General features: G+C 62.2%; 20 protein-coding genes and 1 tRNA gene. 14 read left to right on the top strand and 7 right to left on the bottom strand.

Features of this window, described 5'->3' with window-relative positions:
- Positions 1-3 precede the first annotated feature (3 nt).
- The gene (cobJ, locus tag SynRS9907_RS01570) at positions 4-1,743 is read left to right on the top strand and encodes a precorrin-3B C(17)-methyltransferase (RefSeq protein WP_188021612.1); all 1,740 of its coding nucleotides are present in this window, start codon (positions 4-6) and stop codon (positions 1,741-1,743) included.
- Between the two features lie 67 nt (positions 1,744-1,810).
- On the opposite strand, the gene SynRS9907_RS01565 is transcribed toward cobJ, so the two are convergent.
- A tRNA-Pro gene (locus SynRS9907_RS01565) sits at positions 1,811-1,884 on the bottom strand.
- An 86-nt stretch (positions 1,885-1,970) separates the two neighbouring features.
- Between SynRS9907_RS01565 and lipA the strand changes: the two genes are divergently transcribed.
- Positions 1,971-2,840, top strand: a complete 870-nt coding sequence (lipA, locus tag SynRS9907_RS01560; RefSeq protein ID WP_188021611.1) for a lipoyl synthase — start codon at positions 1,971-1,973, stop codon at positions 2,838-2,840.
- Here the strand turns inward: lipA and SynRS9907_RS01555 are convergent.
- On the bottom strand, positions 2,818-3,126 hold the full coding sequence (locus SynRS9907_RS01555) for a YciI family protein (RefSeq protein WP_188021610.1): 309 nt from the start codon (positions 3,124-3,126) through the stop codon (positions 2,818-2,820). The genes lipA and SynRS9907_RS01555 overlap by 23 nt on opposite strands.
- 15 nt (positions 3,127-3,141) lie before the next feature.
- Positions 3,142-7,743: a glutamate synthase large subunit gene (gene gltB / locus SynRS9907_RS01550; RefSeq protein ID WP_188021609.1), complete on the bottom strand. Its 4,602-nt coding sequence runs from the start codon at positions 7,741-7,743 to the stop codon at positions 3,142-3,144.
- A gap of 102 nt (positions 7,744-7,845) precedes the next feature.
- Here gltB and SynRS9907_RS01545 point away from each other — a divergent pair, with 102 nt between their 5' ends.
- The 9 genes from SynRS9907_RS01545 (at position 7,846) to SynRS9907_RS01505 (ending at position 16,327) form a co-directional block, all read left to right on the top strand.
- Positions 7,846-9,531 carry a phosphodiester glycosidase family protein gene (locus SynRS9907_RS01545; protein ID WP_188021608.1) on the top strand — a complete coding sequence of 562 codons (1,686 nt, stop codon included), beginning with the start codon at positions 7,846-7,848 and terminating at the stop codon, positions 9,529-9,531.
- Positions 9,532-9,565: 34 nt separating this feature from the next.
- Complete coding sequence (locus tag SynRS9907_RS01540) at positions 9,566-9,892, top strand: AIR synthase (RefSeq protein ID WP_188021607.1); 327 nt, start codon at positions 9,566-9,568, stop codon at positions 9,890-9,892.
- Positions 9,893-9,964: 72 nt separating this feature from the next.
- Positions 9,965-10,339: a 30S ribosomal protein S12 gene (rpsL, locus tag SynRS9907_RS01535; RefSeq protein ID WP_006850614.1), complete on the top strand. Its 375-nt coding sequence runs from the start codon at positions 9,965-9,967 to the stop codon at positions 10,337-10,339.
- A gap of 42 nt (positions 10,340-10,381) precedes the next feature.
- Entirely contained in the window at positions 10,382-10,852 is a 471-nt protein-coding gene (rpsG, locus tag SynRS9907_RS01530) for a 30S ribosomal protein S7 (protein WP_006849937.1), read from the top strand.
- Between the two features lie 89 nt (positions 10,853-10,941).
- Positions 10,942-13,017 carry an elongation factor G gene (gene fusA, locus SynRS9907_RS01525; protein WP_188021606.1) on the top strand — a complete coding sequence of 692 codons (2,076 nt, stop codon included), beginning with the start codon at positions 10,942-10,944 and terminating at the stop codon, positions 13,015-13,017.
- Positions 13,018-13,061: 44 nt separating this feature from the next.
- Complete coding sequence (tuf, locus tag SynRS9907_RS01520) at positions 13,062-14,261, top strand: elongation factor Tu (protein WP_188021605.1); 1,200 nt, start codon at positions 13,062-13,064, stop codon at positions 14,259-14,261.
- A 121-nt stretch (positions 14,262-14,382) separates the two neighbouring features.
- Positions 14,383-14,703, top strand: coding sequence for a 30S ribosomal protein S10 (gene rpsJ / locus SynRS9907_RS01515; protein ID WP_011363346.1), 321 nt, complete (start codon positions 14,383-14,385; stop codon positions 14,701-14,703).
- Between the two features lie 56 nt (positions 14,704-14,759).
- Positions 14,760-15,395 carry an LON peptidase substrate-binding domain-containing protein gene (locus SynRS9907_RS01510; RefSeq protein ID WP_115010442.1) on the top strand — a complete coding sequence of 212 codons (636 nt, stop codon included), beginning with the start codon at positions 14,760-14,762 and terminating at the stop codon, positions 15,393-15,395.
- Positions 15,395-16,327, top strand: coding sequence for a methyltransferase domain-containing protein (locus SynRS9907_RS01505; RefSeq protein WP_188021604.1), 933 nt, complete (start codon positions 15,395-15,397; stop codon positions 16,325-16,327). The genes SynRS9907_RS01510 and SynRS9907_RS01505 overlap by 1 nt, the downstream gene beginning before the upstream one ends.
- A 3-nt stretch (positions 16,328-16,330) precedes the next feature.
- Here the strand turns inward: SynRS9907_RS01505 and pheA are convergent, their stop codons facing one another.
- Positions 16,331-17,173 carry a prephenate dehydratase gene (pheA, locus tag SynRS9907_RS01500; protein ID WP_188021603.1) on the bottom strand — a complete coding sequence of 281 codons (843 nt, stop codon included), beginning with the start codon at positions 17,171-17,173 and terminating at the stop codon, positions 16,331-16,333.
- 31 nt (positions 17,174-17,204) lie between these two features.
- Between pheA and SynRS9907_RS01495 the strand changes: the two genes are divergently transcribed.
- On the top strand, positions 17,205-17,801 hold the full coding sequence (locus tag SynRS9907_RS01495; RefSeq protein WP_115080443.1) for a DUF1997 domain-containing protein: 597 nt from the start codon (positions 17,205-17,207) through the stop codon (positions 17,799-17,801).
- On the opposite strand, the gene SynRS9907_RS01490 is transcribed toward SynRS9907_RS01495, so the two are convergent.
- The 3 genes from SynRS9907_RS01490 to SynRS9907_RS01480 all read right to left on the bottom strand — a co-directional run bounded on the left by SynRS9907_RS01490 (position 17,748) and on the right by SynRS9907_RS01480 (position 23,213).
- Entirely contained in the window at positions 17,748-18,347 is a 600-nt protein-coding gene (locus SynRS9907_RS01490) for a ribonuclease HII (protein ID WP_188021602.1), read from the bottom strand. The genes SynRS9907_RS01495 and SynRS9907_RS01490 overlap by 54 nt on opposite strands.
- A 5-nt stretch (positions 18,348-18,352) precedes the next feature.
- Complete coding sequence (locus SynRS9907_RS01485) at positions 18,353-20,293, bottom strand: Rne/Rng family ribonuclease (protein WP_188021601.1); 1,941 nt, start codon at positions 20,291-20,293, stop codon at positions 18,353-18,355.
- A 256-nt stretch (positions 20,294-20,549) separates the two neighbouring features.
- Complete coding sequence (locus SynRS9907_RS01480; protein WP_188021600.1) at positions 20,550-23,213, bottom strand: TIGR03960 family B12-binding radical SAM protein; 2,664 nt, start codon at positions 23,211-23,213, stop codon at positions 20,550-20,552.
- 53 nt (positions 23,214-23,266) lie between these two features.
- Here SynRS9907_RS01480 and SynRS9907_RS01475 point away from each other — a divergent pair, with 53 nt between their 5' ends.
- Both SynRS9907_RS01475 and clpS read left to right on the top strand, forming a co-directional pair.
- On the top strand, positions 23,267-24,493 hold the full coding sequence (locus SynRS9907_RS01475; protein ID WP_188021599.1) for an LL-diaminopimelate aminotransferase: 1,227 nt from the start codon (positions 23,267-23,269) through the stop codon (positions 24,491-24,493).
- Positions 24,494-24,540: 47 nt separating this feature from the next.
- On the top strand, positions 24,541-24,861 hold the full coding sequence (gene clpS, locus SynRS9907_RS01470; RefSeq protein ID WP_188022309.1) for an ATP-dependent Clp protease adapter ClpS: 321 nt from the start codon (positions 24,541-24,543) through the stop codon (positions 24,859-24,861).
- Positions 24,862-24,873 lie beyond the last annotated feature (12 nt).

Below are 24,873 nucleotides of genomic sequence, written 5' to 3'. Positions count from 1 at the left end.
GCCATGCCGCTGTTGGAGCGTTTGCTGCTGCGCGGCCACATCGACCGGATCAAACCAGCCGATCAAGACATCAGCACCGCCCTTGATGGGCACTGGACGGTAGAGAACGTCGTGTTGTTCGTCGGCGCCGTGGGAGCAGTGACGCGCCTGATTGCAGCTCGGATCCGAGGCAAGGAGAAGGATCCGGCCGTTCTGGTGCTTGACCCGAAAGGAGAATTCATCATTCCGCTGTTGGGAGGCCATTCCGCAGGGGCCGAACAACGCGCTCGGGAAATTGCCATGGATCTCGGCGGGCAGGCGGTGATCACAGGCGCCTGTGCCAATGAAGGACGTCTCCCCCTGGATGCTTTTGGCGAGGGCTGGGGCTGGAAACGCAGCGGATCGGTGGCCCATTGGCGCGATCTGATGGTGCGGCAATCCCAGGGATCCAGCATCAGCGTTCACCAGAGCAGTGGATCCACCGCCTGGCGAGGCCCTGAAGGCCATCCCTTGCTGCACAACATCGATCCGGATGATGTGCCAGACGCCGCTGATCTCGTGATCGGAGCGCACCGTGAGGGTGATTGCCAGTGGCATCCAGCAACGCTCTGGATCGGCATCGGATGTGAGCGCAACACCAGTGTTTCGCTGGTGGAGAAGGCCATTGCCGAGGCCTTGGCAACAGCAGGACTGGCAGAAGAGGCGATCGCAGGCATCGCAAGCGCAGCGCGGAAAGCCGATGAACCGGCCCTGCAAGAGCTAAGCCGCACCAGGGCATGGCCGTTCCGAACCTTTGCGGAGCACGCGCTTGCATCCATCGACGTGCCCAATCCCTCCGAAGTGGTGCGCCAGGAAATGGGGACCGCGTCGGTGGCTGAAGCAGCGGCCTTGCTGGCTGCGGGCGAACAAGCTCATCTGATCCAGCCCAAGCGAATCAGCCGTCCGGCAACAGGGGAGCAGGGTGCCGTGACGGTGGCCATTGCCGAGGCAGCCCTCCCCTATGCGCCAGAGAGGGGCGAGCTGCATCTGGTGGGGAGCGGTCCAGGGGATCTGTCCCTGCTCAGCGGAGACGCCAAAGCGGCCCTCTCCCGTTGCTGCGCCTGGGTTGGCTACAGCCTCTACCTCGATCTTCTGGAGCCCCTGCGCCGGCCGGATCAGGTCCGATTCGATGGCCAGCTCACCCGGGAATGGGACCGCTGTGCCGAAGCGCTGCGCTTGGCCCAACAAGGGGCCAAGGTTGCTCTGATCTCCTCCGGCGACAGCGGGATCTACGGCATGGCGGGATTGGCCCTGGAGCTGCTGCTCCAGCAACCCGAGCAGGAGCGACCCAGCTTCGCGGTGCATCCCGGCATATCAGCCTTCCAGCTGGCCGCCGCCCGGGCCGGAGCGCCACTGATGCATGATTTCTGCTGCGTGAGCCTCAGCGATCGCCTCACGCCATGGGCCGTGATCGAAAAGCGACTGGAGGCCGCCGCCGCTGGAGATTTTGTGCTCGCTCTGTACAACCCACGCTCCAAGGGCCGGGACTGGCAGCTTGGACAGGCCAAGGAAATCCTGCTGAAACACCGCCCCCCCACAACCCCGGTGACGCTGGCGCGGCAGCTGGGCCGCGCAGAGGAATCCCGTGAGCTCACGAGCCTTGAGCGCTTGAATCCGGAATCCGTTGACATGCTCACGCTTGTTCTGATCGGGAACAGCAGCAGCCGTGCAGAGGATGGCTGGATGGTGACGCCACGGGGGTACCCCGGAGCAAGTCTCCAATGATCGCCAAGTCTTTTTCGGCTTAGCTCAGGCCTCCATCAAGACCAGGCAGTGCCATGCAAACCAAGAATCGGGATGACAGGATTCGAACCTGCGGCCCCTTCGTCCCGAACGAAGTGCGCTACCAAACTGCGCCACATCCCGGCACTGCAATCTTAAAAGATCGCAGTGAAGCGAAATCCAGGCGGATCTCAGCAACGACTAGGGTCATGGATTGAAGATGCTTCGCCGTGCTCAAGCCGGAGTGGTTGCGCGTTAAGGCTCCGCAGCGCGAGCGAATCGGCGCCGTGGCCGACCTGCTGCTGGACTTGAACCTGAACACGGTCTGCCAGGAGGCCAGCTGCCCCAACATCGGCGAATGCTTTGCAGGCGGCACCGCCACGTTTTTGATCATGGGGCCCGGCTGCACCCGCGCCTGCCCCTACTGCGACATCGACTTCGACAAGAGCGTGCGCGAGCTCGATCCCACCGAGCCGCAACGGCTTGGGGAGGCAGTGGCCCGTCTGGGCCTGAAGCACGTGGTGATCACCTCAGTGAACCGCGACGATCTCGCCGATGGTGGTGCGTCCCAGTTCGTGGCCTGCATCGAACAGGTGAAGCAACGCTCACCGCTCACCACGATTGAGCTGCTGATCCCCGACTTCTGCGGCAACTGGGATGCCCTGGCAACGGTGATGGCCGCCGCCCCCCACGTGCTGAACCACAACATTGAAACGGTGCCGCGGATGTACCGCCTGGCGCGGCCCCAGGGCATCTATGAACGCTCCCTCGAGCTGCTGCAACGGGTGCGGGACAAATGGCCCAAGGCCTACAGCAAGTCGGGCCTGATGGTGGGGCTCGGGGAAACCGATGAAGAGGTGATCGAGACGCTCCGGGATCTGCGCAAACACAAGGTCGACATCGTCACCATCGGTCAGTACCTCTCACCTGGCCCCAAGCACCTGGCCGTCGACCGCTTTGTCACCCCGGAGCAATTCGAGACCTACAGAACCGTGGGCGAAAAGGAGCTGGGCTTCCTCCAGGTGGTCAGCACACCACTCACCCGCAGCAGCTACCACGCCGGCGAAGTGCAACGGCTCATGGCCAGCCATCCCCGCTGACGGGGATCCATTCCTGCACCTGCCAGTCCACGAGGCCATCGCGGATCATCGGGTCGTTCTGCACCCACGCCAGGGCATCGGCATAGGACGACGCTTCAAAGATCAACAAACCCCCGCCGCCCGGACGCCGATCGCCATCCACCAGGTAGCCGCTGCGTAGACGGCGGCCTGCTGCAGCTTCCACTGAAACCCAATGGCGGTGAGCCTCCAGGGTGGGTCGCCGCTGCTCAACGGAGAGAGCGGCGGCGACGGCCGTGAAGGTTTCGGTCTTGACGAACCAGGCCACGGACTGGGGACGGCGCTAGGCCGCCACAGCCTGCTTGTCAGCCAATCCCATCGCCTCCCGCTCACTGGGGGGGACCAACACCTTGAAGCGACCCTTCGCCGCAGACCAATCGGCCAGGAGAGCAGCAGCCTTCTCACTTCCCGTGAGCGCCACATGCCGTTCCAGCAGACCCTTCAGCAGCGACTCCTGCTCATGAGTGGTGATGGTGCAGACCTCCACAATCTCCGGGTTCACCCGAGGAGCGACACGCCCCTCCTCATCCAGCAGGAAGGTCACTCCACCGGTCATGCCAGCGCCGACATTGCGGCCGGTGCTGCCGAGAACAACGACGACGCCACCGGTCATGTACTCACAGCAGTGGTCACCAGCTCCCTCCACAACCGTGCGGGCGCCGCTGTTGCGAACACCGAAGCGCTCACCAGCCCGGCCATGGGCAAACAACTCACCGCCGGTGGCCCCGTAGAGACAGGTGTTGCCGAGGATCACCTGGTCACCCGGAGAGGCACAACCGTCTGATGGCACCAGGGTGATGCAACCACTGTTCATGCCCTTGCCCACGTAGTCGTTGGCTTCACCTTCCAGACGAACCTGCATGCCCTGCACCAGGAAGGCCCCGAAGCTCTGGCCTGCTGCCCCCCGGAAGGTGAGATCGAGCTGTCCCTTGAAGCCGCGGTTGCCATGGCGCTGGGCGATTTCACCGGCCAGACGGGCACAAACACTGCGATCGGTGTTGATGATCTCGATGCTGCGGCTGATGGAACCGTGGTTCTCCAGGGCACCCATCAGTTCAGCGTCGGCGAGGAGCTGATCCTCAAGGATCGGTCCGTTGCCGTGGGCCTCGTCGCTGTGGCGAAGCCAAGAGCGATCTTCGGCGCCGCTGATCGGGGCCAGCAGGCTGGAGAGATCCACACCCTTGGTCTTGGCCAGATCAACCGAGCGGGCTTGGAGCAGATCCGTGCGACCGATCAGCTCCTCGAGACGGCTGACGCCGAGCAGGCTCATCAGCTGACGCACTTCCTCGGCGACATACCAGAAGAAATTGACGACATGCTCAGGAATGCCGGTGAAACGCTTGCGCAGGTTCTCCTTCTGCGTGGCCACTCCCACAGGGCAGTTGTTGGTGTGACAAACGCGAGCCATGACGCAGCCCTCGGCGATCATTGCGATCGAGCCGAAGCCGTATTCCTCCGCCCCCAGAAGGGCAGCGATCACCACATCCCAGCCTGTTTTCAAACCTCCGTCGGCGCGCAACAGAACCCGATCGCGCAAACCGTTTTCCACCAGGGAACGATGCACCTCGGTGAGGCCCAGTTCCCAGGGGCTGCCGGCGTGCTTGATCGAACTCAGGGGAGAGGCACCGGTGCCACCGTCGTGACCGGAGATCTGGATCACATCGGCGTTGGCCTTGGCCACACCCGCAGCGATGGTGCCAATGCCGATCTCGGCCACCAGCTTCACGCTCACGGGAGCAGCGGGATGCACCTGATGCAGGTCATGGATCAACTGCGCCAGGTCTTCAATCGAATAGATGTCGTGGTGTGGCGGCGGTGAAATCAAGGCCACACCTGGCTTGCTGTTGCGCAACCAGGCGATGTACTTGTCGACCTTGGGCCCTGGCAGCTGACCACCTTCACCGGGCTTGGCGCCCTGGGCCACCTTGATCTCCAGCTGCTTGCCGCTGCGCAGGTATTCCGCCGTCACACCGAAACGACCTGAAGCCACCTGCTTGATTGCCGAGCAGGCGGTGTCCCCATTGCGCAAACCACCAATGCTGGGGAATGAAGCGGAACGGCCCTCGCCATCCACATCCTTGAGGATCTGGAAGCGGGCAGGGTCTTCGCCGCCTTCACCGCTGTTGCTCTTGCCGCCGATGCGATTCATCGCCACGGCCAGCACTTCATGGGCTTCGCGGGACAAAGCGCCCAGGCTCATGCCGCCCGTGCAGAAGCGGGTGCAGATGCTCTCGACGCTCTCCACCTGATCCAGGGGCACTGGGATAGGAGCCAACTTGAACTCCAGCAGATCCCGCAGGGCCATCACCGGTCGGTTTTCCAGCAAGGCCTGGTAGGTGGAGAAATGGTCATAACCAGGGCCCTGAGCCACCGCCTTGTGCAGCGCCTTCGACAGCTCGGGATTGTTGCGGTGGTACTCAGCACCACTGCGGTACTGAACGAAGCCCATGAATTCGAGCTTGCTGCGGTTGAGCTCAGGGAAAGCCTTGGCGTGCATCGAGAGCGTTTCGTTCGCCAGCTCGGCCAACGTCATCCCGGCAACACGGCTGGTCGTTCCGGTGAAGGCGGTCTCCACCACATCCGCTCCCAAGCCGATCGCTTCAAAGATCTGAGCGCCGTGGTAGCTGGCCAGCAATGAAATTCCGATCTTGGAGAGAATCTTGCGCAGGCCGTTCTCCAGCGACTCACGAACGTTGGCCTGGGCTTGATTGGCATCCAGGGCGGGCAACTTGCCCTGTTCGATCCGCTTCTTGGTCTTGGGGTGATCCAGCCAGTGGCGGGTGGTCTCCCAGGTGAGCCAGGGGCAGACGGCACTGGCGCCGTAACCGATCAGGCAGGCCATGTGATGGGTGCTCCAGCACTGGGCCGTATCCACCACCAGAGAGCACTGCAGCCGCAGCTTCTGGCGCAGCAGATGGTGATGAACGGCACCCACGGCCAGCAAGGCAGGCATCGCCACCGTGGTGGGGGTCAGCGGGGCAGCCGCCCCCGTGCCATCGACCCGGTCGGACAGCACCAGAACTTGGGCTCCGTCACGCACCGCCTGTTCCGCAACGCTGCACAGCGCCGCGATGGCCTGTTGCAGGCCTCCCGCACACGACTCCACAGCCACCTGAGTGGAGACCGTCTTGACGGGCAAACCCTGCTCACTGATGGCCGCCAGTTCTGCCTCGTTCAAAACGGGCGTCTCCAGATGGATGACGGAGGCAGCTTCCGGCTGGGGCTTCAGGGCGGGCCGGCGCTCACCAAGGTGCATCTCCAGGCTCATCACCAGCTTTTCCCGCAGGGGATCGATCGGAGGGTTGGTGACCTGGGCGAAACGCTGCTTGAAGTAGTCGTAAAGCAGGTGGGGCTTGTCGGAGAGCACCGCCAGGGGGATGTCATCGCCCATGCAGTAGGTCGGCTCCTTGCCGAGGGCAGCCATGTCCTCGATGATCAGATCGAAGTCTTCGGCGGTGAACCCCATCGCGGTCTGCAACCGCAGCAGATCGAGTTCACCCACCTGCCGGTCCTGGGTCCAGGGCTGGGGGGCCACGCCGCGGCGATGCTTCTGCAGCCAATCGGCATAAGGGAAGCGCTGCGCCGCGTCTTCCTTCACCGACCAGTTGTCGAGCAACTCGCCGCGTTCAAGATCGACGGCCACCATCTGACCCGGGCCAAGACGACCTTTCTGAACAATCGTCTTGCCGCTGAGATCCACCACGCCGGTCTCCGATCCCATGATCACGAAGCCGTCAGCGGTGGTGCACCAACGCGCCGGACGCAGCCCATTGCGATCGAGCGTTGCACCCACTCGCTTGCCGTCGGCGAACACCAACAGGGCCGGGCCGTCCCAGGGTTCCTGAATGCCCGCGTTGAATTCGTACATCGCCGTCACATCGGGACGGCTGTCGAGATCGGGCTGATTGCGAAACGCTTCGGGCACCAGTGTGATCAGGCTGTCGGTGATCGACCGCCCACTGCGCACCATCAATTCCAGAATGGCGTCCAGGTTAGCGGAATCGCTGAAGGCAGGGTTCACCACCGGAATCAGGTCGTCAGCCGCCTCACCCCAGACGTTCTCGAGGCTGGCTTCTGAAGCCTTGGCCCAGTTGAGGTTGCCCAGCAGCGTGTTGATTTCGCCGTTGTGCCCCAGAAGCCGCATTGGCTGAGCCAGGGGCCAACGCGGCAGGGTGTTGGTGCTGAAACGGCGGTGATACACCGCAAAGCTCACCTCAAATCGTGGGTCCTGCAGGTCGGCGTAGAAAAGCGCCAGCACCTCGGATCGCACCATTCCCTTGTAAACAACCGTCCGGCTGCTCAGGGAGGCGACATAAACGTCCTGGGCCACCTCAGCACCCAGAGCGGCCCGCACACGGGCACCGATACGGCGCCGCAACCGCAGCAGCTGGCCATCAAAGCTTGCGTCGTCGGCATCACCATTCAGCACCCACTGCTCGATCACGGGGGCTGTGGCACGAGCCAAAGGCCCGAGAACCGCAGGGTCGACAGGCACCGTTCGCCACCCCAGAGGCTGCAAGCCAAGGGCTTTGGCCTCTTCATCACACAGACCCCGAACCTCAGCACGACGGCTGGCATCGGTCGGCATGAACATCATGCCGAGGCCCCGTGCTGCAGCCGCCTCGGGCCAGACGGCTTTCAGATACGGCCAGGGAATTTCACACAACACCCCCGCGCCGTCTCCGGAGTCGCCATCTCCCCCGCAACCGCCACGGTGCTCCATGCATCCCAGACCACGCAGGGCCTGCTCCAGCACCCAGTGACTGGCCTGCCCCTGGAGCTGAGCCAGGAAACCAACGCCACACGCATCCTTCTCGCCCGCAACAACCTCGGGTGCAGGGCTGTCGCAGTAAGGCCAGACAGCGGAACGGATGGCGTCAGACATAGGGAACTCAACCGGACGATCGCATGGGCCTGCAGCTTCGAGCTCTGCAGAATCCATCTCGAGGGACGATCCTAGGCAGGCGCCTCTCCGCCAAGGCATTTCATGCTGGCCTTTGCCCCACTTCCCGCGCCACCGCCTGAGCTTCGCCCTGTGCCGAACCAGAGCGGTGAGGAGGTGCTGATCGGGAGAGAGCGCAGCAAAGCGGTTTGGCTCTGGCGGGGCAGCGACGCAGAACCGGAGGAACTTTGGCTGCCCCTAGAGGTTCTGGAATCCCGTCTGGGGTTCCGGCGGGTGTCCCGTCTCGATGGAGAAGCACTGGAATGGTTTGGTCGAACGGTCGCATTGACCGCATTGGCGACCCGTTCACTCGGTGATGAAGTCGGCCTCGAAGTGAGCGACTGGCTGGCCGCGACTGGCGTCCGCGCCCAAGTGAGGGAAAACACCCTGGAGCTTCGGCTGCCCCTGCCAACGGTGAACAACCTGCGCCGCGGCAAGGGTTCAACAGCCGATCGGTTGGTGCTGGACCTGAACGGTCCCGCCCTGGTGCAGCGCTTGAACGGCGACCTTTTGCTGGAGCTCAAGCTGTCGCGGACCCAGGAACGTCAACTCAAGGCATGGGGGCTCTCGCCACAGCTACATCGCCACGGCGGCCTTGTGCTGAAGGGACAAGCCACCAAGCTGAGGAGCCTGAGCCTGGCGTCCCCTTGGCGGGTGGTGCTGGATGGTGTGCAGACCGGTGGTCACCGCCCGGTCCAGCGCGCACGTCTCCCCCTCCGCAACCCAGCCGTGGCCGAATGGCTGAGGCGGGGCTTCGTCCTGGAGCAACGCACCATCAAGGTGGGGGTGAAACCCATTCAGGTGTTCCGTGCCGGCGGACGGCTGAGCCGTCTCGGCATCACCCTTCAGCCTCTGGTCAAAGCCGAGCAGCAACAGGGTCTGCGTTTTCTGCCTCAGCTCTCCCAACCCGCCGGGGCACTGGTCGCAGTGAACGGAGGCTTTTTCAACCGGATCAACCAACTCCCCTTGGGGGCCGTGCGGCATCAGGGGGTCTGGCTGTCCGGTCCGATCCTGAACCGCGGTGTGATCGCTTGGGGATCCTCAGGGGATCTGCAGTTCGGCCGGCTGCGTCTGAATCAGACGCTGCAGGTGAACAACGGTCGCCGTTGGAGCCTCATGGCCCTCAACAGCGGCTACGTCCAGAAGGGGCTGAGCCTCTACACACCTGCGTGGGGGCCCCGCTACCGGGCCCTGAGCGGCGAGGAGGAAGCACTGTTGATTCGCGGCGGCCGTGTCGAAGCAACGGTCGACAAGAACAGCCTGCAACGCGGCATCGCCATCCCCAAAGACGCTGAATTGGTGGTGGCCAGGGGACGTACGCCGCTGCCAGCACGGCCTGGGGATCGGATCCGAGTGACATCCAGATCCCTCTCCTCCCTGGCGCAACAACCCAATGTTCTGGGCGGCGGTCCACTACTGATGCAGAACGGCAACGTGGTTCTGAATGGACGCCAGGAGGGATTCAGCCCTGGCTTCATGAGCTTGGCGGCACCAAGAACGGTGGTGGGCCAGGGGCCGAGCGGTCAGTGGCTGATGACCTTGCGTGGCGCCGCCGGCAGTGATCCCACCCTGGTGGAAACAGCCCTGGCAGCCCAGCAACTGGGGCTGCGCGATGCCTTGAACATGGATGGCGGCAGCTCCACCACCCTCGTGGTGGCCGGACGCACCGTGATGAATGGGCGAAGCAGCACCCCAAGAGTCCACAACGGCCTGGGGCTCATCCCCCTCTGAGACCTGCAACAGTGGGGGCCCCGAGGAACTGAGCATGGCTGCCAATCTGCGGCTGACCGCTGCCGCTGCTGCCGAGCTAGGGCGACAGGCGGCCGTTGCGGGAACGCCGGGGCAGATGCATCTCGATCTCACGCCTGGCGAATGCGCACACCATGTGCTGCGCATCCGGGCAGGACATCTGGCCGGCGTTGCGATCGCAAGGGCCGATGGCGTGACCCTGCACGCCCCTGCAGAACAGCTCAAATTGCTTGAAGGCCTTTGCCTGGACTACCGCGGCGACCTCAGTGGTGGTGGTTTTCTGATCCGCAACAGCGATGGGGTTGAACCCTGTGCCTGCGGCAGTGCCTTCAGCCGCCTTTGAGGGGGGACCGTCACCCGGTATCGTGGTCGATTGTCGAATCAGGTCGGGAGTCCGACCGCTCACCGACCATCGATGCCAACCATCCAACAGCTGATCCGCACTGAGCGCTCACGCCTCAAGGCCAAGACCAAGTCCCCGGCTTTGAAGTCCTGCCCCGAGCGTCGCGGTGTTTGCACCCGCGTTTACACCTCAACGCCCAAAAAGCCGAATTCGGCGCTGCGCAAGGTGGCTCGTGTACGCCTGACCTCCGGCTTTGAGGTCACGGCCTACATCGGCGGTGTCGGTCACAACCTGCAGGAGCACTCGGTGGTGTTGATCCGCGGCGGTCGTGTCAAAGACCTCCCTGGCGTCCGCTACCACATCATCCGCGGAACCCTGGATACCGCTGGCGTGAAAGACCGGCGTCAGTCCCGCTCCAAGTACGGCGCCAAGGCTCCGAAGGAGTGATCACCGGTTTCTTCCCCATCCCCATCAAGTTCTGATCCCTAAATGTCACGCCGCAACGCCGCTGAGAAGCGCCCGATTCTTCCCGACCCGCAGTTCAACAGCCGCCTCGCCACGATGATGGTGGTGCGCTTGATGCAGCACGGCAAGAAGTCGACAGCGCAACGGATCCTGTCCGACGCGTTCGGCCTGATCAACGAGCGCACCGGCGGAGATCCGCTCGAACTGTTCGAAACAGCTGTCAAGAACGCCACCCCCCTGGTGGAAGTGCGCGCCCGCCGTGTTGGTGGTGCCACCTATCAGGTGCCCATGGAAGTGCGCCAGGAGCGCGGCACCGCTATGGCTCTTCGCTGGCTGGTGAGCTTCTCCCGTGCCCGCAACGGCCGGAGCATGGCCCAGAAGTTGGCTGGCGAACTGATGGATGCCGCCAACGAGGCCGGCAACGCCGTTCGCAAGCGCGAAGAAACCCACAAGATGGCCGAAGCCAACAAAGCTTTCGCCCACTACCGCTACTGAGCCTCGCAGGCCAGCCATCAACACAGATGTTCATGGCTGGCCTGTAGAGTCTCTCCGCCTTTTCACGCCCCACCCCCGGAGAATTTCCTGTGGCCCGCGACTTCCCCCTGGAACGCGTCAGAAATATTGGTATCGCTGCTCACATCGATGCCGGCAAAACCACCACTACCGAACGCATCCTGTTTTATTCGGGTGTGGTCCACAAGATCGGCGAGGTGCATGACGGCGCCGCCGTGACCGACTGGATGGCCCAGGAACGGGAGCGTGGCATCACGATCACCGCAGCTGCCATTTCGACGTCCTGGCAGGACCATCGGATCAACATCATCGACACGCCTGGCCACGTGGACTTCACCATTGAGGTGGAGCGCTCCATGCGTGTGCTGGATGGTGTGATCGCCGTCTTCTGCGCCGTTGGTGGCGTTCAGCCCCAATCGGAAACCGTCTGGCGTCAGGCCGATCGCTATTCGGTTCCCCGGATGGTGTTCGTGAACAAGATGGACCGCACCGGTGCGGACTTCCTCAAGGTTCACGGCCAGATCAAGGATCGCCTCAAGGCCAACGCTGTACCGATCCAGCTTCCGATCGGTGCTGAAGGTGAGCTGAGCGGCATCATCGATCTCGTTGCCAACAAGGCCTACATTTATAAGAACGATCTCGGCACCGACATCCAAGAAGCCGACGTTCCGGCCGACATGGCCGACGAGGTGGCCGAATGGCGGAACACCTTGATGGAGACCGTCGCCGAAACCGATGAAGCTCTGATCGAGAAGTTCCTCGAAACCGGCGAACTCACCGTTGACGAGCTCAAGAAAGGCATCCGTGAGGGCGTGCTCAAGCACGGCCTGGTGCCCATGCTCTGCGGCTCCGCCTTCAAGAACAAAGGTGTGCAGCTGGTGCTCGACGCTGTGATCGACTACCTGCCCGCCCCCGTCGACGTTCCCCCCATCCAGGGTGTGCTCCCCGACGGCAGCGAAGCGGTTCGTCCGTCCGACGACAACGCCCCCTTCAGCGCCCTCGCCTTCAAGGTGATGGCAGATCCCTACGGCAAGCTCACCTTCGTTCGGATGTATTCCGGCATCCTCGAGAAGGGCAGCTACGTGCTCAACTCCACCAAAGGCGAGAAGGAGCGCATCTCCCGCCTCGTGGTGCTCAAGGCTGACGACCGTGAGGAAGTCGACGCACTGCGTGCCGGCGACCTCGGTGCGGTGCTCGGACTGAAGAACACCACCACGGGTGACACCCTCTGCACCCAGGACGATCCGATCGTTCTCGAGACCCTGTTCATCCCTGAACCGGTGATCTCCGTGGCTGTTGAGCCGAAGACCAAGGGCGACATGGAGAAGCTCTCCAAGGCCCTGGTTGCTCTGGCTGAAGAGGACCCCACCTTCCGCGTCAACACCGACTCCGAGACCGGCCAGACCGTGATCGCCGGCATGGGCGAACTCCACCTGGAAATCCTGGTGGACCGCATGCTGCGTGAGTTCAAGGTGGAAGCCAACATCGGCGCACCTCAGGTGTCCTACCGCGAAACCATCCGTGGTTCCGCAGGTGGCGAGGGCAAGTTCTCCCGTCAGACCGGTGGTAAGGGCCAGTACGGCCACGTTGTGATCGAGATGGAACCGGGCGAGCCCGGCTCCGGCTTCGAATTCGTCAACAAGATCGTGGGCGGTGTCGTTCCGAAGGAATACATCAAGCCCGCCGAGCAGGGCATGAAGGAGACCTGCGAATCCGGTGTGATCGCCGGATACCCCCTCATCGATGTGAAATGCACCTTGGTGCATGGCTCCTATCACGACGTCGACTCCTCGGAGATGGCGTTCAAGATCGCCGGATCCATGGCCTTCAAGGACGGAGTCAAGAAGTGCAACCCTGTGCTGCTTGAGCCGATGATGAAGGTCGAGGTCGAAGCTCCCGAGGATTTCCTCGGTTCGATCATCGGCGACCTGTCCTCCCGTCGAGGTCAGGTTGAGGGCCAGTCCGTCGAAGACGGCACGTCCAAAATCTCGGCCAAGGTGCCCCTTGCCGAGATGTTCGGTTACGCCACCGAGCTCCGCTCCATGACCCAGGGCCGGGGCATTTTCTCGATGGAATTCGACAATTACGCCGAAGTTCCTCGCAATGTGGCCGAGGCCATCATTTCCAAGAATCAGGGCAATTCCTGATCTCTAAACTCCTCCAAATCCAACCCTCGATTCTTTAAACACCCATGGCACGCGAGAAGTTCGAAAGGAACAAGCCCCACGTCAACATCGGCACCATCGGCCACGTTGACCACGGCAAGACCACCCTCACCGCTGCGATCACCAACGTGCTCGCCAAGAAGGGTCAGGCTGAAGTTCAGGACTACGCCGACATCGACGGTGCTCCTGAGGAGCGTGAGCGCGGCATCACCATCAACACCGCTCACGTTGAGTACGAGACCGAGACCCGTCACTACGCCCACGTGGACTGCCCTGGCCACGCGGACTATGTGAAGAACATGATCACCGGTGCCGCTCAGATGGACGGCGCCATCCTGGTGTGTGCCGCCACCGACGGCCCCATGGCCCAGACCAAGGAGCACATCCTTCTGGCCAAGCAGGTGGGCGTTCCCGCTCTGGTGGTTGCACTCAACAAGTGCGACATGGTCGATGACGAAGAGATCATCGAACTGGTGGAGATGGAGATCCGCGAACTGCTCTCCAGCTACGACTTCCCCGGCGACGACATCCCCGTGGTTCAGGTCTCCGGCCTGAAGGCCATCGAAGGCGAGGCTGAGTGGGAAGCCAAGATCGAGGAACTGATGGCGGCTGTTGACACCAGCATCCCTGAGCCTGAGCGGGAAGTGGACAAGCCCTTCCTGATGGCTGTGGAAGACGTCTTCTCCATCACCGGTCGCGGCACCGTGGCCACCGGCCGTATCGAGCGCGGCATCGTCAAGGTCGGCGAAGAGATCGAAATCGTCGGCATCAAGGACACCCGCAAGACCACCGTCACCGGCGTGGAAATGTTCCGCAAGCTGCTCGATGAGGGCATGGCTGGCGACAACGTTGGTCTGCTGCTGCGCGGCATCCAGAAGGAAGAGATCGAGCGCGGCATGGTGCTCGTGAAGCCCGGTTCCATCACCCCTCACACCAAGTTCGAGGGTCAGGTGTACGTGCTCAAGAAGGAAGAAGGCGGCCGCCACACTCCCTTCTTCGCTGGCTACCGCCCGCAGTTCTACATCCGTACAACGGACGTTACCGGCCAAATCACTGCCTTCACCGCGGAAGACGGTTCCAACGTGGAAATGGTGATGCCTGGTGACAACATCCAGATGACCGGTGAGCTGATCTGCCCCGTCGCCATCGAGCAAGGCATGCGCTTCGCTATTCGCGAAGGCGGCCGCACCATCGGTGCTGGCGTGGTCTCCAAGATCATCGAGTGATCAGCGCAAGCTGAACCGCACAGCAGGAGATGGAGGGGCTCAGCCCCCCATCTCCTACATTTCTCAGAACCTCGACAACTGAAGTCCTGCTTCGAGCTCGAAGCTTTTTCGCTCCCTTCCTATGTCCACTGCCATCGCTCAGCAGAAGATCCGCATCCGCCTGAAGGCGTTTGACCGCCGCATGCTCGATCTTTCTTGCGAGAAAATCATTGAAACGGCCGATAACACCGCTGCAACTGCAATCGGTCCGATCCCCCTGCCCACGAAACGCAAGATCTACTGCGTTCTGCGCTCTCCCCACGTGGACAAGGACTCCCGCGAGCACTTCGAGACCCGCACCCACCGTCGCATCATCGACATCTACAGCCCGTCGGCCAAAACCATCGACGCGCTGATGAAGCTTGATCTCCCCAGTGGTGTGGACATCGAAGTGAAGCTCTGATCCTTTCGATCAGAACTTCATTTTCCTAGGATTCAGTTGCCTACAACACGGCGTTCGTGTCCGATTTTTCTGTGAGGGAGCTTCCCCTGTTCCCCCTGCCGGACGTCGTGTTGTTCCCGCAGCAGCTCCTGCCGCTGCACATTTTTGAATCGCGTTATCGGATGCTTCTCCAGACGGTTCTGGAGACCGACAAACGATTTGGCATCGTTCGCATCAACCCCGAGAACGGCGAAATGGCCGAAATCGGTTGCTGCGCTGAGGTGCTTCAGCATCAAACAACGGAAGACGGTCGCAGCTACATCGTTTCGTTGGGCCAACAGCGGTTCCGGCTGCTCAACATCACGCGGGAAACGCCCTACCGAACAGGGATGGTGAGCTGGCTTGAGGATGAGCCCGTGGCCGACACCGACCAGCTCAACAGCCTGCGGGACAAGGTGAGCGAAGCCTTGAATGACGTCGTTCAGCTCACCAGCAAACTGCAAAACCGAGAGGTGGAACTGCCTGACGATCTGCCTGATCTACCGCGGGAGCTCTCCTTCTGGATCAGCGCCCATCTGGATCAGGCCGCCTCGGAGCAACAGAGTCTTCTGGAACTGACCGACACCCACGAACGGTTGAGTCAGCAATTTGAAATGTTGGATCACACCCGACGCCAACTGGCGGCCCGCACTGTGTTGATGGATCTGAAGTGATGTTGGGATCTCTGTTGGTGGTAGCCGGCGCCGTTGGCGCCACCGGAGTTGCACTTTGGCTTCGCCGTGACCGGCGCTACGAATCGTCGGAGAGTGTCGCCTCCGCCTACGACGCCTGGACGGAAGACCGTTTGTTGGAGCAGCTCTGGGGAGAGCATGTCCATCTCGGTCATTACGGGACCCCGCCCGGCTCCTGCGACTTCCGCGAAGCCAAGGAAGCCTTCGTCCACGAGCTGGTGCGATGGAGCGGTTTGGACCAACTCCCTGCCGGAAGCCGGGTGCTGGATGTGGGATGCGGCATCGGTGGCAGTGCCCGAATCCTGGCGCGGGATTACGGATTGAACGTTCTCGGCATCAGCATCAGCCCTGCCCAAGTGGAACGAGCCACACAACTCACCCCATCAGGCCTGAGCTGCCGCTTCCAGGTGATGGACGCCTTGGATCTTCAACTGCCCGATCAGAGCTTTGATGCGGTTTGGAGTGTGGAGGCCGGTCCCCACATGCCGGACAAGCAGCGTTATGCCGATGAGCTGCTGCGGGTGATGCGACCGGGGGGTCTGCTTGCAGTGGCCGACTGGAACCGCCGGGATCCATCTGACGGCGGCATGACGCGAACCGAACGCTGGGTGATGCGTCAGCTGCTCAACCAATGGGCCCACCCTGAATTCGCCAGCATCAAGGGGTTCCGCCAAAACCTCGACAACAGCGTGCACAACCGTGGCGAGATCGTCACCGGTGACTGGACCCAGGCCACGCTCCCCTCATGGATTGACTCGATCATCGAGGGCGTCCGCCGTCCCTGGGCGGTGCTCAGCCTGGGACCGAAAGCGGTCCTGCAAGGCCTGAGAGAAACGCCGACCTTGCTGCTGATGCACTGGGCCTTCGCTACTGGTCTGATGCAATTCGGCGTCTTCCGGATCAGAAAGGGCTGATCCTCAACAGCCGCTCAAATCGCTGCTGGGGTAAGCACCGAAATGGGCGAGATGCTCACACAGAGGCTGCAACTGGGCGATCAGATCCTGCAGAGCCGTTGACGGAGCCAGCGGAAGATCCACATCCACAAAGAACACGTATTCCCCCAGCTCCCGTTTGGACGGTCGCGATTCAATCCGACTCATGTTCAGGCCCCGCTCAGCCAGACAGGCCAAAGCCTCCAGGAGAGCCCCCGGCGCATTGCGATGCAGCGAGAACGCCAGACTGGCCACATCGCCATGCTCACTGCGCTGCCCACGGCGCAGCAGCAGAAAACGGGTGCGATTGCCCGCAACATCGTTCACCGGGAACGCCAGCTGATCCAACCCGTGTTCCCGGGCAGCGGTCTGGGAGGCGATCGCAGCACGGAAGGGACTGCCCGCCACCATGCGAGCTGCTTCAGCCGTGGATGAGGTGGGCAGTTGCAAGGCGTCGGGCAGATGCTGGGCCAACCAGCCACTGCACTGGGCCAGGGCCTGCGGGTGGGAGAGCACTTCGGTGACTCTGCTGAGCGGCCCACTCCCCAGCAGAGCGTGCTGAATCGGCAGCACCAAAGCCCTGCGGATACAAAGCTCCGGATGGGACCACAGCGCATCGAGGGTCGCTGTCACCCCCCCTTCAACCGAGTTCTCGATCGGGACAACGGCTGCATCACACTGCCCTCCGGCCAGCTGTTCCACCACCGATCGGAGCCCCACGCAGGGAACGAGCTGGACATCCTCGAGAGCGTCCTGTTCGATCAACACCCGGGCGGCCTGCTCGCCATAGGTCCCGACTGGGCCAAGGAATGCGAGACGTGTAGGCATCGAAGCCGCACTGGATGGACTCGATAAGATCATGCCGCGTCAGGTGAAGACCATGCCCCTGGCCTTCGAAGCCAGTCAAAAGCTTGATCTGCCTGTCCGAACCGGAGCAGAGCGGCTTCCCACTTACCTGCTGGAGGAGGAGCGCGTCCTCGGGGCCCTGCTGGATGCCAAACAGCTCACCCGCCTGCAGTCAGGGCGCTACCGCTATGTGGTGACCAGCCTTCAGGTCTTCCAGCTCCACGTGAAACCCGTGGTGTCCCTCCAGATCCACATGGAAGGCGACACCTTGGTGATGCAGGCCCTCGACTGCGAACTGGAGGGTCTGGGGATTGTTGATGACTTCGCCCTGAACCTGGAAGCACGGCTGACGTCCACACCCGACGGACTTCAGGGCCATGCCCATCTTTCGGTGAGCGTCAGCCAGCCATCGCTGCTCAAGCTGATCCCCAAACGGGTGCTGGAATCAACGGGCGAATCAATCTTGAGTGGCATCCTCATTGGCATCAAAGCCCGGGTTGGCCAGCAACTGATCGACGACTACCGCAGCTGGTGCCGGGAAACCGACGGGCAAGGCTCAACCGAGCAGACGCCTCAAGAACGTGTGCCGATGCAGGGGCGTGGGGCCTGAGGCCATCAAGCTCTGACGATGTTTCGCCGTGCCATAGCCCGCATGGCGCTCGAGGCCGTAACCAGGGAATCGAGCCGATAAGCGCCGGATGAGTGCATCCCTGGCCTCCTTGGCCAGAACACTCGCCGCAGCAATGGGCGCTGATCGGCTGTCCCCTGCGATCACCGTGCGCTGCTGGCCCTGCCACAGCCGAAGGGGAAGGTTGCCATCCACCAGCACGAGCCCAGGGCGCTGCGGCAATCGCTGCAGCGCCCGCAACATGGCGCGTTCCGTGGCAACACGGATGCCGCAGGCGTCAATTTCGCGCGCTGACGCCTGGCCCAGACCGGATGCCACACACAGCGACTGGATCACCGGAACCAGAGCAGCCCGACGCTTGGCTGACAGTTTTTTGCTATCGGTCAGCCCTGCCTTCAACAGCTCTTCAGCAGCTGAGCTTTCGAGCACAACAGCAGCAGCAAACACAGGACCGAACAAGCAACCGCGACCAACTTCATCCACACCAGCCACGTCCCGCCCGAGGGGGAGGGAGTCATGCGCGGTCATCCGGCTCAGACCGTGGCAACAGCCGAGGAGCGGCGACGGCGACGGCGAGGCTCATCAGGCTCAGCTGTTTCCGCCACGGCCACAGGCTCGGGCTCAGCTGCTTCGCTGATGGGGGCAGGTTCTGGTTCGGTGATCGTCAGGTTGGTCACCGCCTCGAGGGGGGTGATCTCCACCATCAGGGGAGCCGAGTCATCCGGGGCGGATGAGGTGACGACAACAGGCGTCTCAGCGGCAGGAGTCGCAGCGGGCTGACTCGCCCCATTGCGTGATCCTGAACGACCACCCCGTCCGCCACGACGACGGCGGCGTCCGGAACTGGCCGCCAATTGCTGACGCGCCGCCTCCAGCACCTCCTGCTCGTCCTCGCCAGGACGCACAACCCGGACCACGACGTTGTCGGATGCAGGGGGCTCCTCCAGCAACAGGGCAGGGTTCAATCCCAGCCAACCAAACAGCTGCTGTTGCTCGTCGGTCATCGGGACGGCAACCAATTCAGGGTCCTGACGACGGGCGGTTGCGGGCTCCTGAGCCTCTTGGGTCGACACCTCAGGGGAAGTGGTGTCGGACGTCTCGACAGGAAGGACGGCATCCTGACTGCCACGCCCTCGACCACCGCGCCGCCGCCGGCCATTGCCACCGCTCTCTCCAGGCGCAACAACTTCGGCGCGGGCAGAGGCCGCCGAGCGAACCAATCCTGTGGCCGTCGCCAGAGGTTGAAGCAGGTCTTTGCCGGGAAGAACGGCCACATGGCCCAGACCACCACAGCTGGGGCAAGCCCGACCGAACAGTTCATAGATGTTCTGCCCTTGACGCTTGCGGGTGAGTTCCACCAGGCCCAGTTCGCTGAGCTGTGCAATCTGCGGGCGGGCTGAGTCGTCACGGACGGCTGTCGTGAAATGCTCCAGCAGCTGGAGCTGATCACGACGGGAATCCATATCGATGAAGTCGATGATGATCACCCCACCGATGTTGCGAAGCTTGAGCTGGCGAGCGATTTCGATTGCCGCCTCACAGTTGGTCCACAGCACGGTTTCGCGCGCATTGGCCGATCGTGTGAACGAGCCGGAGTTCACATCGATCACCGTGAGCGCTTCGGTGGGCTCGATGATCACGTAGCCACCGGACGGCAGATCAACCCGCGGCTTCAACGCATCGCGGATGGCGGCATTGACCTTGTAGTGCTCCAGCAACTCACTGGGTTCACTGTGCGCTTCTACCAGCACATTGCCGGCTTCGGCACCGAGGAAACTGCTCACACGGCCCACAGCGGCAGCATCGTCCACCACAACCCGGGCCAGATCCGGACCCATGTGGTCCCGCAGAATCCGATGGATGAAGTCTTCGTCGCGGTTGAGCAGCACGGGCGGTGCAGCCGTTTCAGCGGCTTGCTGAATCGCCTCCCACTGGCGCAGCAAAGATTCCAGATCCTCAATCAACAGTTCTTCACTGATGCCGTCGGCTTCCGTACGGATCAGAAGGCCAGCTCCAGGCGGCTTGATCAGAACACCAAGGGCACGCAGTCGGTTCCGTTCTGCATCAGAACTGATGCGCCGGGAGATATTGACCCCCTGGCCATGGGGCTGAAGCACAAGGTAGCGACCTGGCAGAGCGAGATTTCCGGTCAACCGTGGGCCTTTGGTGCCGGTCGGTTCTTTCATCACCTGAACCAGAACCTTCTGGCGAGGCTCCAGAAGTTCAGTGATCCCTGCTGAACCTTTCTTCAGACGCAGCGGCCCAAGATCGGTGACATGGATGAACCCGTTTTTCTCACTCTCACCAATATTGACGAAGGCGGCATCGATGCCTGGCAGAACATTTTCTACCGTTCCTAAATAGACATCTCCGATCTGATAACGACCCTGCGCGACGATGAGTTCATCAACGCGTTCATCGGTCAGCACTGCTGCGATGCGCAGCTGCTCCGCGATGACAATTTGCTGGGGCATAAGAGGACTGGTTGAGCCCGATTGAGGGCCAAATCCGTTGAGGAACCTGCCGGTTCTCCCTTACGGGTTGATGGAAAGATCTGAGCTGGTCAGTAAGACCAAAAGGTTGCGGAGCAAAAACTCCTATGACTCAGGCTTGGGGGTTCCGAAAAGACCGCCGTGCAAGCCGTGATATGGACCTCGATATCCGTGTTGGATCAGACAAGACCGGAACAAGGTTGGTCCCGACGGACGAAAAACCTGTTCTGTAGCCAAATTAGCACTGCGCATTGAGGAGCAGGGCCTCTCGCGCCAAGCGTTGCACCTGCAAGGGCTGGCCAACGGTCTCGGCAAGCCAGTGCTGAATCTGAGCAGGGCGCAAGCTTCGGCCCATCTCATCCACCGCCGCTTCCAAGCGAAGCCGAATGGATCCGTTGGCGTTCTGATCCGTCACCTGCAGCGCCTTCAAAGCAGGGCGGCAATCCCGCTCCCGGGGGCGGCCCTTCTTATCGGTGTCGTGCCACACCAAGGTTGTTGCCTGCAGGAGCTGATCCACCGCCACCTTCCAATCCAATGGCATTGGAGCCTGCTCTTCAGGCACGAGATCGAAACACCAAATGGCCCCCGTCAGTTCTTGCGAGAGGCTTTTGCCACTGACGGGAACCTCGGCTGCCGCCAGCAGCTGAATGCCCTCCGGCAGCAACGGCTGCAGCGTCTTGCGGAAGTGGTTGGGATCCAGGGCCTCAGTGAATTCCAGATCCATCCACTCGCTCTGGGCCTCAGCGCCAAGGGGAAGTGCCAAAGCGATCTGAATCCGCGGCAGTGGGTGAAACCCACCGGTGAAGCTGATCGGAAGCGCACTGCGACGCAGGGCCCGCTCGAGCATGCGCATTAGATCAAGGTGGCTGAGCAGCGCCATCGATCCCGTTTTGGCGAATTGCACCCGGATCCGGCACACCCGTTCACTGGGCGGCGCCTGGGTTGGCACCTGGGTTGGCACCTCGGGAGCGGGAACCACCACGTTGTGTCCGAGATCCGGACCACAGACCCCACAACTGCTGCAGCCATCAAAGGAGCAGTCGGGCACAACCGCCGCTGCCAGAGCCCGTTGCAGATCGTCCGCCAGCCAGGCCTTGTCGATGCCAGTGTCGATGTGATCCCAGGGCAGCGGCTGCGCACAGAACGCTTCTAGATCCTCCCGATCCAAGGCAGCCACGGCACTCCAGCCCCCCACCTCCATCTCCCTGTAACGGCCCTCCAGGCCGGCATCCGCGATGGCTCCAGTCCAGGCGGCGTAGGTGCGATCCAGCGACTCGAACCAGGCATCCATGCCGGCACCGGCTCGCCAGGCCGCCTCGATCACCGGGGCAAGGCGCCGGTCGCTGCGGCCCACAAAATCCTCCATGGCCGATAGCCGCACATCGGTGAAATTCACCTTCACGCCGCGCAAACGCCTGAAGGCCTCTTTAAGCAGGGCCTGGCGGCGCTCAAACTCAGCCGTGGAAACGCTGTGCCACTGAAAAGGGGTGTGGGGCTTGGGCGTGAAATTGCTGATCGTGATGTTCAGGTTCAGCCGACCCAGGTCACGGCAGCGCTGCTGGAGCATCACGCAGGTCTCGGCAATGCCGAGAACGTCGGCATCCGTCTCACCAGGGAGGCCGATCATGAAGTACAGCTTCACCTTGCGGTAGCCGTTCTGCATGGCCGTGCGGATGCCATGCAGCAGGTCGTCATCAGTGAGGCCCTTATTGACGATGTCGCGGAGGCGCTGTGTTCCGGCCTCCGGGGCGAAAGTGAGACCCGCTTTCCGCGTACCACCAAGGATGTGGGCGATGTCTTCATCGAAGCGATCAACCCGCTGACTGGGCAGCTGAAGCGTGACATTCTGATCGGCAAGGCGGTTGCGCAACTCAACTCCCACCGCCGGCAACGCCAGATAGTCGCTGCAGCTCAAGGAGAGCAGCGAGAAATCGCTGTAGCCGGTTTGTTTCATGCCGGTCTCCACCGCCTCGATCACCGCTTCGGGTTCCACATCCCGAGCAGGACGCGTCAACATTCCCGGCTGGCAGAAGCGACAACCCCGGGTGCAACCGCGGCGAATCTCCACCGTGAGACGGTCATGCACCGTTTCCACATGGGGCACAAGACCCATGGCGTAGTGGGGCATTGGCGTCGCCACACGGCGAAGAACCCGCGCTGGAAGATCAGGATGAAGCGGCTCGAGGGTGACCCCATCAGCGCCCGTTCCATAGAGCGCAGGCACGTAAACGCCGGGAACCTGGGCCAGATCCCGCAGCAATTGCGATCGGGTCAATCCATCCGCTTTGGCTTGCGCCACCACCAGACCGATTTCAGGCAACAACTCCTCGCCGTCACCCAGCGCGATGAAGTCGAAGAACGCGGCATAGGGCTCTGGATTGCTGGTGGCGGTAGGCCCACCAGCGAAAATCAGAGGAGGTGCTGCAGGATCACTCAGGGGCAAGTCGCCCCGATCAGCAGCGCGGATGGGCACCTGCGCGAGGTCCAGCATCTCAAGGATGTTGGTGGCGCCCAGTTCGTAACTGAGGCTGAAACCCAGGATGTCGAAGGCCGGCAAGGGCCGACGGCTTTCCACGGCAAACAACGCCTGGGAGCGTTCCCGCAAGCGGCCTGCCAGATCAGCCGCTGGAAGATAGGCGCGATCACACAACTGCCCGGGAACGGCATTGAGGATCGAATAAAGAATGATGTGGCCCAGGTTGCTGGAGCCAACCTCATAGATCTCGGGGTAAGTGAGCGCCCAGCGAACCGAGGCTGTCTGCCAGTCCCGTGGTTCAACCCCTAACTCGTGCCCCATGTAGCGGGCCGGTTTGTTGATGCCGCTGTCCACCAGGGCATGAAAATCAACCGGGTGATCCAGGGATGAGACGACCACGTCGGATGTCCTGACTCCTGAGGTCATCGTATGGAGCTGCCGACACGGCAGGATGCCCCGCAGAAATAGCTCCCGATTCCGTGGTTCAGGTCAACGGCAACTACCTCAAGCTCAAAGCGGGATACCTGTTCCCTGAGATCGGTCGACGCGTCAAAGCATTCAGCAGCGCCAATCCCGAGGCAGCGCTGATCCGCCTGGGCATCGGTGATGTCACGGAACCCCTGCCGCTGGCCTGCCGTGAAGCCATGAAAACCGCCATCGATGCGATGGGCACCGCCGAAGGCTTCCATGGCTATGGCCCGGAACAGGGCTATGGCTGGCTGCGGGAGGCCATCGCCAAAAACGACTTCCAAGCCCGAGGGTGCGACATCAGTGCCGAGGAAATTTTTGTTTCCGACGGCTCCAAGTGCGACAGCAGCAACATCCTGGACATCCTCGGCGAGGGCAACAAGGTGGCCGTCACGGACCCCGTCTACCCGGTGTACGTGGACAGCAACGTGATGGCGGGTCGCACCGGGGAAGCCGGAGAGATCGGTCGCTACGCGGGACTGACCTACCTACCGATCAGCGCAGACAACGGCTTTGCAGCGCAGATTCCCAGTGAACCTGTCGACCTGATCTACCTCTGCTTCCCCAACAACCCCACCGGTGCCGTTGCCACCCGGGAACAACTCCAGGCCTGGGTGAACTACGCCCGCGCCAATGGCGCACTGATCCTCTTCGATGCTGCCTATGAGGCCTTCATCCAGGACCCTGAACTCCCCCACTCCATCTTCGAGATCGAAGGAGCCCGGGAATGTGCCATCGAATTCCGTTCCTTCTCCAAAAACGCCGGCTTCACCGGCACACGCTGTGCCTTCACCGTGGTGCCCAAAGGGCTGAAAGGCAAAGCGGCCAACGGCGAAGCGGTGGAACTCTGGGGGCTGTGGAACCGACGTCAGAGCACCAAGTTCAACGGTGTGAGCTACATCATTCAGCGCGGAGCTGAGGCTGTTTACTCCCAAGCCGGTCAGGCCGAAGTGAAGGCCTTGGTGAGCTTCTACATGGAGAACGCCGCGATCATTCGTCGCGAACTCAGTGCCGCAGGCCTCACCGTCTATGGCGGCGAACACGCTCCCTACGTCTGGATCAAGACCCCTGAGGGCATGGATTCCTGGGGCTTCTTCGACCATCTGCTCAACAAGGCCAACGTGGTGGGCACACCCGGCAGCGGTTTCGGCGCCGCTGGCGAGGGGTATTTCCGCTTGTCGGCCTTCAACAGCCGCGCCAACGTGGATGAGGCCATGGCCCGCATCAAAGCCCTGTGAGCCGCTCCCCGTTCGCATTGCCTTTAGATTTCAATCGTTTCGGATCAATGGCCATGGCGGTGGACTCTCCCAGCCAAAAACAAGGTGGTGCAGCTGTTCTGGACAAAGCGCCGGAACGGGTTCGCAAGCGCTCGCCTCGCTACAAGGTGCTGCTGCACAACGATCCGGTGAACTCCATGGAATACGTGGTGGCCACCCTGCAGCAGGTTGTGCCTCAACTCAGCGAGCAGGACTGCATGGCCGTGATGCTGGAAGCCCACAACACTGGAGTGGGCTTGGTGATCGTCTGCGACATCGAACCGGCTGAGTTCTATTGCGAGACGCTGAAATCAAAAGGCTTGACCAGCTCCATCGAGCCTGAGGCGTGAGGCCCTGCTGGC

It is taken from the genome of Synechococcus sp. RS9907 (genome assembly GCF_014279615.1).
Lineage (GTDB): Bacteria > Cyanobacteriota > Cyanobacteriia > PCC-6307 > Cyanobiaceae > Parasynechococcus.
Note: the sequence above shows the minus strand (reverse complement) of the source record. Positions and strands in the feature narration are given on the sequence as shown.

Bases quoted from the DNA above. Each gene is read 5' to 3' on its own strand.
- cobJ (WP_188021612.1), top strand. From the start codon at position 4: ATGCCGCTGTTGGAGCGTTTGCTGCTGCGCGGCCACATCGACCGGATC.
- gltB (WP_188021609.1), bottom strand. From the start codon at position 7,743: ATGTCTGACGCCATCCGTTCCGCTGTCTGGCCTTACTGCGACAGCCCT.
- SynRS9907_RS01545 (WP_188021608.1), top strand. From the start codon at position 7,846: ATGCTGGCCTTTGCCCCACTTCCCGCGCCACCGCCTGAGCTTCGCCCT.
- SynRS9907_RS01540 (WP_188021607.1), top strand. From the start codon at position 9,566: ATGGCTGCCAATCTGCGGCTGACCGCTGCCGCTGCTGCCGAGCTAGGG.
- rpsL (WP_006850614.1), top strand. From the start codon at position 9,965: ATGCCAACCATCCAACAGCTGATCCGCACTGAGCGCTCACGCCTCAAG.
- rpsG (WP_006849937.1), top strand. From the start codon at position 10,382: ATGTCACGCCGCAACGCCGCTGAGAAGCGCCCGATTCTTCCCGACCCG.
- tuf (WP_188021605.1), top strand. From the start codon at position 13,062: ATGGCACGCGAGAAGTTCGAAAGGAACAAGCCCCACGTCAACATCGGC.
- rpsJ (WP_011363346.1), top strand. From the start codon at position 14,383: ATGTCCACTGCCATCGCTCAGCAGAAGATCCGCATCCGCCTGAAGGCG.
- SynRS9907_RS01505 (WP_188021604.1), top strand. From the start codon at position 15,395: ATGTTGGGATCTCTGTTGGTGGTAGCCGGCGCCGTTGGCGCCACCGGA.
- pheA (WP_188021603.1), bottom strand. From the start codon at position 17,173: ATGCCTACACGTCTCGCATTCCTTGGCCCAGTCGGGACCTATGGCGAG.
- SynRS9907_RS01495 (WP_115080443.1), top strand. From the start codon at position 17,205: ATGCCGCGTCAGGTGAAGACCATGCCCCTGGCCTTCGAAGCCAGTCAA.
- SynRS9907_RS01490 (WP_188021602.1), bottom strand. From the start codon at position 18,347: ATGACCGCGCATGACTCCCTCCCCCTCGGGCGGGACGTGGCTGGTGTG.
- SynRS9907_RS01485 (WP_188021601.1), bottom strand. From the start codon at position 20,293: ATGCCCCAGCAAATTGTCATCGCGGAGCAGCTGCGCATCGCAGCAGTG.
- SynRS9907_RS01480 (WP_188021600.1), bottom strand. From the start codon at position 23,213: ATGACCTCAGGAGTCAGGACATCCGACGTGGTCGTCTCATCCCTGGAT.
- clpS (WP_188022309.1), top strand. From the start codon at position 24,541: ATGGCCATGGCGGTGGACTCTCCCAGCCAAAAACAAGGTGGTGCAGCT.